This window comes from Winogradskyella sp. 4-2091 (assembly GCF_045765065.1).
Lineage (GTDB): Bacteria > Bacteroidota > Bacteroidia > Flavobacteriales > Flavobacteriaceae > Winogradskyella.
On record NZ_JBJKOD010000013.1, the window covers coordinates 15,915 to 29,392 of the forward strand.

10 protein-coding genes and 1 pseudogene are annotated in these 13,478 nt (G+C 31.7%); 1 reads left to right on the plus strand and 10 read right to left on the minus strand.

Going from position 1 to position 13,478, the window contains the following annotated elements; all coding sequences use genetic code 11:
* Positions 1-1,756: NADP-dependent malic enzyme (locus ACJBCC_RS14480; protein WP_407557590.1), on the minus strand; the 1,756-nt coding region annotated here is incomplete at its 3' end.
* A gap of 105 nt (positions 1,757-1,861) precedes the next feature.
* Between ACJBCC_RS14480 and ACJBCC_RS14485 the strand changes: the two genes are divergently transcribed.
* The gene (locus ACJBCC_RS14485; protein ID WP_299098681.1) at positions 1,862-4,225 is read left to right on the plus strand and encodes a DUF5686 family protein; all 2,364 of its coding nucleotides are present in this window, start codon (positions 1,862-1,864) and stop codon (positions 4,223-4,225) included.
* 3 nt (positions 4,226-4,228) lie between these two features.
* Here ACJBCC_RS14485 and ACJBCC_RS14490 read toward each other — a convergent pair.
* From ACJBCC_RS14490 to ACJBCC_RS14530, 9 genes and pseudogenes are all read right to left on the minus strand, one after another.
* Positions 4,229-4,408 (minus strand): annotated as a pseudogene (locus tag ACJBCC_RS14490) (tRNA epoxyqueuosine(34) reductase QueG); the annotation flags it as partial.
* A gap of 43 nt (positions 4,409-4,451) precedes the next feature.
* On the minus strand, positions 4,452-5,744 hold the full coding sequence (locus ACJBCC_RS14495; protein ID WP_299098679.1) for an HlyD family secretion protein: 1,293 nt from the start codon (positions 5,742-5,744) through the stop codon (positions 4,452-4,454).
* Between the two features lie 110 nt (positions 5,745-5,854).
* Positions 5,855-8,044 carry a peptidase domain-containing ABC transporter gene (locus ACJBCC_RS14500; RefSeq protein WP_299098769.1) on the minus strand — a complete coding sequence of 730 codons (2,190 nt, stop codon included), beginning with the start codon at positions 8,042-8,044 and terminating at the stop codon, positions 5,855-5,857.
* Positions 8,040-8,339, minus strand: coding sequence for a hypothetical protein (locus ACJBCC_RS14505; protein WP_299098677.1), 300 nt, complete (start codon positions 8,337-8,339; stop codon positions 8,040-8,042). Before ACJBCC_RS14505 ends, ACJBCC_RS14500 begins: the two co-directional genes overlap by 5 nt.
* 70 nt (positions 8,340-8,409) lie before the next feature.
* A complete protein-coding gene (locus ACJBCC_RS14510) occupies positions 8,410-9,612 on the minus strand; it encodes a hypothetical protein (protein ID WP_299098675.1) in 1,203 nt (400 codons plus the stop codon).
* Positions 9,613-9,817: 205 nt separating this feature from the next.
* Positions 9,818-10,831 carry a hypothetical protein gene (locus tag ACJBCC_RS14515; protein WP_299098673.1) on the minus strand — a complete coding sequence of 338 codons (1,014 nt, stop codon included), beginning with the start codon at positions 10,829-10,831 and terminating at the stop codon, positions 9,818-9,820.
* 174 nt (positions 10,832-11,005) lie between these two features.
* Positions 11,006-12,019: a hypothetical protein gene (locus ACJBCC_RS14520; RefSeq protein ID WP_299098671.1), complete on the minus strand. Its 1,014-nt coding sequence runs from the start codon at positions 12,017-12,019 to the stop codon at positions 11,006-11,008.
* Between the two features lie 161 nt (positions 12,020-12,180).
* The gene (locus tag ACJBCC_RS14525; RefSeq protein WP_299098669.1) at positions 12,181-12,351 is read right to left on the minus strand and encodes a hypothetical protein; all 171 of its coding nucleotides are present in this window, start codon (positions 12,349-12,351) and stop codon (positions 12,181-12,183) included.
* Between the two features lie 279 nt (positions 12,352-12,630).
* Positions 12,631-13,308 carry a response regulator gene (locus ACJBCC_RS14530; protein ID WP_299098667.1) on the minus strand — a complete coding sequence of 226 codons (678 nt, stop codon included), beginning with the start codon at positions 13,306-13,308 and terminating at the stop codon, positions 12,631-12,633.
* Positions 13,309-13,478: the final 170 nt, after the last annotated feature.

The following is a 13,478-nucleotide window of genomic DNA, read 5'->3' on the forward strand; positions in this document are numbered from 1 at the left end:
GTGTCATCATAACGTTTGTAGTAGCTACTCTGGCGACACCTTCTGCCATCCCAATTAACTCTAACATTGGTTTTACAACTGAAGGATAATTACGAGAATAACCGGTAATAACAGCATCTGCATCACCTTCATTTACCATCATTGCAGCATAATAATTACGCTCGCGCATTTTCTTTTCTGCTGAATAGATGGTTACACCTTGTCTTTTTCGTTTTTCCCAATAGGCTTTTGCATATCGATTTTTACGCTCTAGTTCTTCATCAGACTTAGGGTCTATGATTTGTACATCAGCATCGAACTCAATTTCATCCATCAGCTTAACAATCGCATCTTTTCTACCTAGTAATATAGGAATAGCGACACCTTCATCATGCGTAATTTGTGCTGCTTTTAAAACATCTAATTGATCTGCTTCTGCAAAAACGACTCTTTTAGGGTTTGTTTTTGCTCTACTTAAAAGCATTCTCACCAATTTATTATCAGAACCTAAACGCTCTAACAACGAATTTTTATAACGGTCCCAGTCTTCAATTGGCTCTTGTGCCACTCCACTTTCCATAGCTGCTTTTGCTACTGCAGGTGGAACTTCTGCAATTAATCTTGGATCAAACGGTTTTGGAATTATATAATCTTTACCAAACGTTAAGCGAGTTTCTGCATACGCAATATTCACTTGTTCTGGCACTGCTTCTTTTGCTAATTTAGATAACGCTTTTACAGCTGCCATCTTCATTTCTTCATTTATTTTAGTAGCTCTTACATCGAGAGCTCCTCTAAAAATAAATGGAAATCCAAGAACATTATTAACTTGGTTAGGATGATCACTACGACCAGTTGCCATAATAATATCTTCTCTTGTATCAATTGCTAACTGATAATTTATCTCCGGAACCGGATTTGCCATTGCAAATACAACAGGATTAGCAGACATTGATTTTAACATCTCTGGAGTAACTATATCTGGTTGAGATAAACCAATAAACACATCAGCATTTTCCATAGCCTCAGTTAACGTATCTATTTTACGATCTGTAGCAAACTCGGCTTTTTGAGTTGTAAGGTTGTCTCTGTCATCTCTAATAACACCCTTACTATCTAGCATTACTATATTTTCGCGACGCGCACCACAAGCTTGATATAATCTTGTACAAGAAATAGCTGCTGCACCAGCACCACTAACTACTATTTTTACATCCTCAATTTTCTTTTCTGCAATCTCTAATGCATTTATTAATGCTGCCGCAGAAATAATGGCTGTTCCATGCTGATCATCATGCATTACAGGAATGTCTAATTCTTCCTTTAATCTACGTTCTATTTCAAAGGCTTCAGGCGCTTTAATATCTTCAAGATTAATACCACCGAAAGTTGGTGCTATATTTTTTACAGTTTCTATAAACGCATCTACATCTTCTGTGTCTACCTCAATATCAAAAACATCTATATCAGCAAAAATTTTAAAGAGCAAACCTTTTCCTTCCATTACTGGCTTAGAGGCTTCGGGTCCAATGTTTCCTAACCCTAAAACAGCTGTTCCGTTAGAGATCACAGCAACTAAATTTCCTTTAGCTGTGTATTTATAAACATTATTAACGTCTTTTTCAATTTCTAAACAAGGTTCTGCTACACCTGGTGAATAAGCCAAAGACAAATCGCGTTGCGATGCATACTTTTTTGTAGGTACTACTTTTATCTTTCCAGGAGTTGGTTTAGCGTGATATACTAAAGCTTCTATGCGTTTGCTTTGTTTGCTCATAATCAAAAAGAATTAAGCTACAAATATAAGTAAATGAATGTCGGCTGTAATGGTCAATACTTATAAAAATTGTTTAATTTTCTAGACCTATTTCAAATTCAATAAATGAAAAAGTTATTAATTTTATTTGTCTTTTTTGTAAGCTTAGCTGCAAGTGCTCAAACTTTAAAGAAATTTAAACTGATTGATAGCGCCACAAAAGAGGTCATTCCCTTTGCTAATATTCTTTTTAGTAAAACGGATTTTAAAGGAACATCTTCAGATATTGATGGCGTTTTTTACATTCCGTCTCATCTTAAAACGATAACGATAAGTTATGTTGGTTATGAGACCAGAGTTGTTAATGTAGCGCAATTAAGGTCAGAATTGATAGAACTGACCTCAAAAGTTAGTCGATTAGATGAAGTATTTATAGATAGTGAAAACCCAGCACATAGAATTATTAAAAATGTAGTCAGCAACAAAGCGCTAAATAATCCTGAAAATTTAAACTCATTTACATATATCTCTTACGACAAAATATATGTTGACATGGATGATACCAAGCCACAAAGTGATACTTTAAAAACGACACAATCGGCATTTAAAGATTCTTACTTATTTATAACTGAAACAATAGCCAAACACAAATATTTAAAACCAAGGTTTACTGAGGACAGTATTATTGCGACTAGAACATCTGGTTTTAAAAACCCTAATTTCGCTCTATTAGCGAACAGCTTACAACCCTTTTCTTTTTATAAAGAACATCTTAATTGGTTTGAAATAAATTATCTCAATCCTATTTCTAAAGGAAGCACCAAAAAATATAAGTTTCGTCTAAAGGAAGAATTTATAAAAAATAATGATACCATTTTTGTAATTTCTTTTGAACCTAAAGCCAATCGAAATTTCGATGGATTAGAGGGTTTACTCTATATCAACTCCAACAAGTATGCTTTAGAAAGTGTAGATGCTAGAACCGTAAATTCCGGTAAAGTTGAGTTTAAACTACAACAAAAGTATAGTTATATCGACGGGAATTATTGGTTCCCAGAACAACTAAATTTTGAAATTGTTATTGGCGAAGGGTTTGGTAGTTTTAAATACATAGGTAAAAGTTACTTGTCAGAAATTAAACCAAATGCGTCATTATCTAAAAAAGATTTCCCTTTAGTTTCTCTTACATTATCTAAAAATGTTGGTAATAAGAATTCTAAATATTGGGATGAATATAGAAAAGGAATATTAGATAAAAAGGAATTAAGAACCTATGTATTTATTGATAGCATTGGAGACAAAGTAAATTTAGACAAGGTATTGGCTTTACCTCAAAAGTTACAAAAAGGACGCTTCCCCTTAAAGTATATAGATATTGATTTACTCAACATTTTTAGAGCTAATAAACATGAAGACACAAGACTAGGATTGGGTGTCTATACCAACGATAATATTCTTAAAAATATTTCTTTCGGTGCCTTTGCTGGCTACGGAATTAAAGATAAAGAATGGAAATATGGTGGATCTATTGCATTTGATGTCCCAGGAAAAAAAGATATTTCTATAGCTTTAGACTATAAAAATACAATTAGAGAAGTTGGTACGTTCTCTGGTAATGAAATTGAAAACCCATTTAATCCTCGCAATTGGATTGCTCGTGAAATGGATGCTGTAGAAAGCATTAGTTTTAGAACTGACATGAAATTGTTAAGAAACATTAACTGGTTTATTGGCTTCAATACAGCAGAAATTAAACCGCTCTATGATTATACTTTTAACCAGAATAATATATCAATTACTAACTACAATAACACTGAAGTTAATATTGGTATTAGTTACCATGTCAATGAAAAATTAATCAATAATTTTGGCATTATAACTCGTCTACCAAGTAATGCACCAATTTTAAATTTAATGTATTCAAGAGGGTTAAATGGCGCCTTAGATGGAGATTTTAATTATAACAAATTAAAATTTACACTTGATGATAGTTTTATAATTAAAGGCATTGGGGAAACCACTTATAAATTAGATTTGGGTTATATAGATAGCACTCTTCCATTTGGTTTATTGTTTACAGGAGAAGGCACTTTTGATAAAAAACTACCATTTATCGTTGAGAATTATTTTCAAACTGTAAAGCCTTATGAATTCTTGTCAGATAGATATGCACATTTATTTACAACACATAATTTTGGTAGATTATTTAACAACAAGGGCTATTTTCAACCAGATGTATTATTACACAACAATATTGGGATTGGTAGCTTAAAAGCAGCTTCTGATCATCAGTTCATAGATTTCTCAACAAAGGAAGAGTTGTTTTTAGAAACAGGTTTAGAACTTCAAAATATCTTAAAAATCCCTTATTTAAATATAGGTTATTTAGGACTAGGGTTTGGTGCTTTTTATCGTTACGGTTATCATCATTTAAATAATTCTAATGATAACCTTGCATTAAAATTATCTTTTGGGTTTAGCTTTCGATAGAAATTATTTTAAAAACTTAATATTCCTTTCTAAACCAGAAAACTTAGTGCGTTTCACTGCAGATTTCTGAAATACTTTTTTAAACGTATCTTCTGTGATTTCCTCCCAATCCTTTTTAGTCATATCTAATAACTCAGGATGTGGATTAAACAAAGGTTCGTTATGCGATTTAGAAAAACGATGCATAGAGTAAAATTAATGCTAATCGCTACTTAATATTATACAGTTAACGTTTTAAAACTTCTCTAAACTGATAAAAAAAACGTTCTATCAATCTCAAATCTTCTGTAATAATTTCGGCTGAACCACGCATTTCATGTTTGAAGTCTATTTCCTTTTTATAAGAAGTTATCATTTTTTCAGGAAGATTAACATCAACAAAGTATAATCCGTCTTTATCTGGTATAAGAGATATATTTTTAACTGTTCCATTCAACACACCAAATTCAGTATCTGGATAGTTTTCTAGTTTTATATTTACACTTTGTCCTGCTTTAATTTTACCAGAATTTTGAGATGGTGTAGTAAGCTTCGCAATATATGAACTATTCTCACTCGGAATTATAGTAAACACTAAATCTCCTTGATTAACCGTTTGATTAATATTCCAGTAATTTAAGAAAGAAACCTTGCCATTAATATTTGAACTTAACACAAATTGAAATTCCCAATCTTTAATGGCTTTTTTGAGTTGATTAAATGATTGAATCACATTTTTAAGCAATATCATTTCTTCCTTAACACGATTGATTTCTGTTCCTTTTGAAGTCATGTTGGCATTACTAATTCCTTCTCGAATTTGGGATATGGAAGCTTCAAAGTTTTTATAATTACGCTCTGCTTGTGCGTATTGCAATTGCTTATTTTCATAGTCTTGTGCCGAAATCACACCTTTTTCGAATAATGTGGTTTGTCTGTTTAGATCTTTTAAATTGAATTCTAATTCTGTTTTATTAAGATCGCGTTGTGATTTTAGACTTTGTAAACGTCTGTTGAGTTCTGATATGGAATATCGATTTGCCAAAGCTTCATTAGAAAACGGTTCTAATTCTTTATTTAATTTATATTGAATATAACTATTCTCAAACAAGGCAAATTGAGATTCTATATCTCCTAAAAATAAAATGGGTAAACTATCTATTGGAAAGTAAAAAGATTTACTATTTACTGTAATAGTGTCTATTATAGATTTTAGCTTAAAAACATCTTTGTAATTGGCTGTATTCTCCAATATCGCTAGTGGTTGATTATCTATTACACTTTCATTATCTGTTACTAAAAGCGTATTCAATTTTCCAGTAATTTTCGCATATTCTTTCTGCGGTGGCACTTGGGTTGTTACCAACGCTTCAGAAGCTATAATATCTGGGTATTTTACAAACCAAGACAAAAACAATACCATCAATATTAAAGATAAGAACAACACATTTCCCCAACGTATCATCCAATGTGGTACTCTGGTAAGTATTTCTTGTACTTCTTCGCTTCTCAGCTCTATATTATCTAGTTTGTTTTCCATTTATTCCTTTTTGACCTATCAACAAGCACCACTAATGTCCCCTCAAGGGGACAATCCTCCGTTTCAACTTCCATCTTATGCCTTCAAGCTTCCCTCGATTAACCAAATAATTAATTTCCAAGTTCTAACTGATTCTTAACTAAATGAAAGTAATTTCCTTTCTGCTTCACTAAAGCATCGTGATTACCTACTTCCACAATTTTTCCTTTATCTAAAACTACAATTTGGTGTGCATTTTTTACTGTACTTAAGCGATGGGCAATAACCACAACCGTTTTATCTTCAAAAAAGGTATTAAGTTTTTCCATAATCACTTTTTCGTTATTAGCATCTAAAGCTGATGTAGCTTCATCAAAAAACAAAAAATTAGGGTTTTTATAAACCGCTCTAGCTATTAACAATCTTTGTTTTTGTCCTGTGCTCACGCCAACACCTTCCATTCCAATTTTGGTATTGTAGCTTAATGGTAAGTTTTCTATAAATTCTTTTATATTGGCAACATCTACCGCATGTGCTAATTTTTTTTTATCTACGTAATCTTCGCCAACCGCAATATTATTAGCAATAGTATCATTAAAAATATAGCCTTCTTGCATTACCACACCACACTGGTGCCTCCATGTTTTTTGAGATACGTTTTGCAAATCGTGATTACCTATTTTAATTTGTCCACTGTTTGGATCATAAAACTTTAATAGCAGTTTCATTAAGGTGGTTTTACCGCTTCCACTCACACCAACAATTGCCGTGACTTTATTGGATGGAATGGTTAAATCTAAATCTTGTAAAACCATTTGGTCTGAGCCAATATAACGAAATGATACTTTAGATAATTCTAAGTTAGCTTCTAAAGGAATGTCTGTAATCTTCTCAGTATCTTGTTGTTCTTCATCTTCTTTATTATGGATTTCCGATAAACGGTCTAAGGATATTTTAGCATCTTGGACTTCTCTAATGAAGTTAATGAGTTGTGCAATTGGCGAGTTTAATTGCCCAACGATATAACTAATGGCTAACATCATACCCAAAGTTATATCACCATCAATAACCAACTTTGCAGATAATACCGTAATTAGTATATTCTTAACCTCATTTATAAAACCTGAGCCTACACTTTGGTATTGTTCTAATGCCAAACCTTCTATAGAGACTTTAAACAAACGTGCTTGCACAAACTCCCAAGACCAACGCTTTTGTTTCTCTGCATTATGCAACTTTATTTCTTGCATACCATTGATGAGCTCTATGACTTTACTTTGTTCTTGGCTAACTTCTGAAAAGCGTTTATAATCTAAATCTCTACGCTTTTTTAAGAAAATGATAATCCATAAGAAATACAAAAAACTACCAAATAGAAATATCCCAAACAGAATTAGATTATAATATGCTAATACAAAACTGAATACCAATAAATTTACCATTGAAAACAACACATTTAAAGACGATGTAGTTAATATCTGCTCAATACGTTTATGGTCATTGATGCGTTGAAGAATATCACCTGTCATACGCGTGTCGAAAAACGCAATAGGTAAATTCATTAGTTTAATAAAAAAATCTGAAACTAAGGAAATATTAATACGTGTACTGAGGTGCAATAAAATCCAACTTCTAATAACTTCAATGGCTGTTCTACCAATAAATAACGCTAATTGTGCAAATAGGATTAAATAAATAAAATGAATATCTTGGTTTTCTATACCAACATCTACAATACTTTGGGTTAAGAATGGAAAAATAAGTTGTAGTAAACTGGCTGCTATCAAGCCGATTACTAATTGCCATAAAAAGCGTTTGTATTTGAATAGATATTTTGAAAGAAACTTAAAACCAAATTCTGTTTTGTCCTTGTCAAAATCTGTTTCGTAAAATTTTGCTGTGGGCTCTAATAATAATGCGATGCCCTCCTCTGTATCTTCTGTAGCGTTATTACCAATCCAATGTTTTAAAAATTCTTTTTGGTTGTATTTTAAGAGGCCGTGAGCTGGGTCAGAAATATAAAAGGTGGAAGTTTTAATTTTATAAATAACTACATAATGGTTTTTATTCCAGTGAAGTATGCAGGGGAGTGGGGCTTCTTTAAGGTCATTAATAGTTATTTTAACACCCAAACTTCTAATTCCTAATTTTTCTGCTGCATTACTTAAATTAAGTAAACTACTACCGCTTCGAATTGTTTCAGAAATGTTTCTAATGTATTGTACAGAAAGAGTCTTTTTATAATGCTTTGCAATAATTTTTAAACATGTAGGGCCACAGTCTTTAAAGTCCGGTTGTTTGTAGTGAGGAAAATTTTTAATCATTCTTTTTCACTAATTCTTGCATTTCATAATGTTTAATAGCTTTTTGTTTTAATGGACTTGTGCTCCACTCTTTCCCCTTATTTGCATAAGGGCTATAACCACATCTTAAAGGTTTAGAATAAGTATTTTTAGGATTTTCTTTATACGCCCTGAAATCTGTACTAAAATATCTAATCTCGCAGTCATTGCAAACATCAATTTGATCTTTGGTTATATTCCAATATTTTTTAAAGTTTTTGATTAACACCTCATAGAGATTAGTTTTTTCAATATGTCCAAAATTTTCTTTCATTGATGGACAGTTTTTAATAATTCCATTTTTTCTATTGAAACTTTACGATTTAAACAGAAATTATGTTTGCCTAGTTAAATTCAGCTTTTAGGGCTATATTGTTCTGATTCAATATGACAATTTCAAAGTCGGATTTATCTAAAACTAATGTAACTTTTTTATCATCAGTCTCTTGTATATCATAAGGAACGGCTTTGCCGATTTTCTCACCTTTTTTGTAGGCAAGTACCAAACATGGGCATTGGATATTTTCTTCAACAAATGATATTTCGACTTCTTTACGATCACCATACACCATCCATTGCGGACGATCGTACTTTTTACTTCTTGGATGGAAAACTGCTATGTCATACCTGAATGTGCCCATAGGAGGTAAATCAATAGAGGTTTTCTTTCGTTGCTGACCAAATAGCTCACCAGATTCATTGACAAAAACACTAGGTCTTTCTAGATCTGTAATCTGATAATACGAGTTTTCGTAATCCCTATTACCCTTTTCAGAATAAATTGTCTGATTTATGGTTAATGGGTCAATTCCTGTAAATTCCGTCAATCTCCCTGCCATCGCCCTTCCCCAATCCATGGAATTGTTAGGCATATCTCCTTCGTACACATGATCAAAACCGCAATGAATTAATATCTTTTCGTTAGGGTATCGATTTAGATAGGATTCAATATTTCTGGCTTGATTAATTTCTCTTTCTTTCCCATTAGCATGTCCACTGCTTTCGTACCCAAATATATTGAACCCCATATCAAAGGCAGTTCTTATTAAATTGCCAAATTGAGGTTCTTGTGTATAATACCCGGAATCAAGAATAGGATAACCATTGGCTTGCATAATTGAATCTGCATGAGGCGTATTAAAATATCCTTCCATTCCTAAGTGCTTAAAGCCTCTTCTTTTTAGTCCTTCAAGTAGTCGAGTGGTAAAAATTCGATGTTGGGGCATTTGATGAGCTTCATTTATGATGACTACTTGGTATTCTTCAGCTTCATTTAATATGTAATCTATTGCATTCATTGGTTTGTAGGAGCCAAAACTATCTCGTTGTTTCTGCGTAAGTTCAACTTCAATTGACTCTTTCGTATCCCAAAACTCATGCATCCTTTTTATGTTTCCGATTTTGGCAAATTCCCATGCTGTTCTATCGACAATTGTAGGAAAGGTATCCCAATATGAAGAAAAATTGTACGGCATCTCATTTGACTCTGTATCAAAATGAAAGTCAAACTCCACAAAATCTAACTTTTTCTGATCTTCGTTTTTCATATTACAGGCAATGCATAGCAAAAAAATAGCAATAATACATAAGTGTTTCATTAATTAGTATTTTTATGTCCTATAAGTTAAATATATTCTCCTTGACTAAGATAAATACACATTAGAAAATGTCTAAAAATATATTAAATTACATAAAATTGATGCACAGTCATGTTCCAGCACGTCTCTTATGATTGTTCTAAAACACCAAAAACTAAATCCATACATTTTGATAAGGATCAAAATTACAAGAATCAATTTTAAAATATTTACCCTCAATTTCTTTAATATTCGAATTGCTTAAACACTGATAGCGGTATTGACAATCTTTGCACTTTTCTATTTTATCGTTTTTAATATACCATAACTTCTTAAAAGATTCGTCTTTCAATAGGTCATGAAAAGATCGGGTTTTAAAATTTCCAAAAGACTCATCAAAGGCAAGATCATTCTTGAAGTTGCCTGCCTTATCAATACAAACTTTTAAATTAAAAAAAGGGTTATGATTTTGAGATTCCAAAAATACATCTTGAGTCGGATAAAAATGTTCTATTCCGTACTTGGATTTAATGCGTAAATCAAAAGAGTCCGAAATATACTCAACAATATCAAATTTATGAGGACTCTCCTCAAGCCACCACCTATCTTTGATTGTTTTATCTTTAGGGGCATCGTAAATTTTATAAACAATTCTCATATCATGCGTTACCTGTTTCAATTCTTTAAAATCTAAATATGGCCTTTTCATTATTACTTGTACCCATTTAGCACGACTCTCTTTAAATATCCCCAATAGTTTTTCAAATTCCTCATGATCGTAAACATCTTCACTTACTATTAGACAAAAAAATTGACAATCAAAAGATAATAAATTTTCAATCAAAGCTTCATAGAGTTGAAGAGATTTAGTATCAAGTTCAATAACAGAACTATATATCCTCTTTACGTTGTTAAACTTTATGTCTAACTGAGGGAAGTTTTCTGGTTCATGAGTGAAAAAGGCGAAATCATTATCAATTAAAAAATTAATGAGTTTAATTATTGGCTCTTTCCATTGTTTATGGCTTTCCAAAACCTCATCATATGTATCAATTAAAAACCGAGATTCATATAGCATAGCAAATTGTAGCGAAATATCAATGGTTCTACTCTTAAACAAATCATACACTAATGCTTGAGTTGCTCCTTTTACAATAAAACAATTGCCATGGAATCTAAAATATTTCATATTTAATATTCTATTATTTTCTTATAAGGGTTTCTTACGAACATGTCTGCATTATATATCTTACAAAATTCTACAGGTATCATGCCCTCACTAATATCTTTTTTAGATTGATCTTCCTCCACGGAGATCAACGAATAGTTCAAGGGCAGTTCATTGCCCTTTTTTAGTGTAAGTTTACTGTCTTTCATGAAATTGTATCATTTTTTTAGCAATATCATCAGAAATTTTGAAATTGCACGCGCTATTAATAAAACCATATTGTCCGACTGGATTAACCTCAAGGAAATAAGTCTTACCATCTTGCCCTATAATAAAATCCAAAGATCCTGTATTTAGACCCACGACTTTCATCAATTTTATGATTTGCGATTTTGTCTTACTATTTAGATTATATGGTACAATCCGGCTTGGGTTTTCCATATCCTCACGTCGGTAATCTACATGTGAGGTATTGTTAGTTTGAGATAAGATAGCAGCGGAATAACATTTTCCGTCCAAGAAAAAAACGCGGACTTCGTAAGCTTTTTCTATGTTCTGTTGAAAAAAAGCAGGAAAGCAATGTTCTGGAATCATTTCTACGTCTTCTACTGGTTCAGTGTAAGACTTCAATATGAATCCTTCATCATTCCCATTATAACTTGGTATTATTGCATACAAAGATTTTGTTATTATATTCTCGTTACATTCTTGAAAAAATTTAATTATCTCTTCTCTATCGCCTGAAACTAGTGTATTAGGTACGTCCATTCCCAATTCTGACGCTTTTATAAGCACATCCAGCTTGTTAACTCTATGATCAATTTTGCAAATGGTATAATTGGGATTATTTAGAACTATCTCATAAAACCTACTTTGGTGTGTTAGGTAATTAGTTTTGAGTAATCGAAAATACCTTGAATCTTTTTTGAAGTTTGGATAAACTATATCTGTTTCCACTAATTCCCTTTCTAAAAGAAGGCTTATTAGTGTAGGTATGGGCCTGCGATGATAGATAGCTAATTTATTTCCTTTTATAGAAAGTTCAGAGTTTATAGTAATTTTCAGGCTCCGAAAAAAACCTGAAAGCTCTTTAAGTTGCGTTTCGTTAAAATCTTCGTTATAGCGGTTAACCTCTTTGTCATAAAAGAGAAGTCGATCTATAATCTCGTTTGTCTGTTTATCATCTTTTTCAGAAAATATAATATACATATCTTGGTTAATAAATGATCAAAAATTATAAATAATTTTAAAAAACATTACACTATCTAGAATACTAAATTGACTGCTAAGCATCTTAAACCACAAGAAATAGTATCCAATTAATTAGCAGTCAACATAAGTAAGATTTATATAGTCAAAAACTACATAATTTACGCCATAGCTAATTCGTTGCTACTTCTGTCATCCCAACTCCAATCATCATCACACCCTCCATTACTAGCTGAAGCATGAGATGCGGTTTTACAGTCACTTGCTCCTCCTACAACTTGACTAATCTCGGTAATTTCACAAATCTTAAAATCGTCTAATTTAAATTTCATAATATTTAATTTTGATTTTACCTACTCTATTTAATGGCTTTTCGGTTAACGCCTATTTATTGCGCAATAAATATTTTTAATTTTGTTATATTTTACCTTTGAAATATTAATTAACAGTCTCAAATTCATTCAAATTGAATACATTTTTTGTGTTAAGAAATATTTAACCCTAAACCAGGACAGTACTGAATTTTATTCTTTATTTGTTCTGTAAATGTAGACATTGCAGCTTAAATAAAACTACATAAATCCTCACATAAAGTAAGCAAAAACGGAAATCTAAATAAACCCCTTAGCTCTAGCGGCCAAAACCAAATCACGGTCACTATTAGTATCCATACCAAACTTTACTTTCAAAAGACGTTTTCGCTTATCTATACCTGATTTAGATAGATGAATTAATTTTAATAAGTCATTCATCTTTGCGCCATTAGCAAGTTCTTTTAAGATAAGAATATCATAATCGTCCAGATTGATTTGATTTGAGGATTTTTGCTTAATGGCATTAATAATGGTCTGACTGTAATGTAGTTTATTGTTCAAGACATCATTAATAGCGGCTACAAAACCCTGAAAATTAACGTCTGCTTTATTAATAAACCCTAAAGGGTCAAACGCATTGAGTATTTGCCTTAACTTATAGCTATTGACATGCATAGTACAAACCAGAATTTTAGTATTTGGCAACCACTTTCTTATTAAGATACCTAAATCTTTACCACAACTTATTTTAAGACTCTTATCCATAGGTAAACTAATATCTAAAATTACCAAATCCAAATCTTGACTCGTAGTGTAATTTTGTAATTTATCATAAGCTGTTTTGCAACAAGTTGAGCTATGCGTTCTAAAACTCATAGTACCAGATTGATTAGCAATGAAATGTAATGCACGTTCAAAACCGTCAATAACAAAAGGATGATCGTCTATAATTAAGACGTTGTAAGTTTTGTGCATAGCAAAGTAGTTTAGGTCAAATTAGGGTTTGACAAGTTTTAACGATTAAGGATTCGTTACAATAAAGGGATAAAAAGCTACTAGAGGGTATTCAAAAATATATTTTTATTTTAACAAAAAAAATAATTTTACATTAAAAAAAAGTATTTTCTGACAACAAAATAACTTTT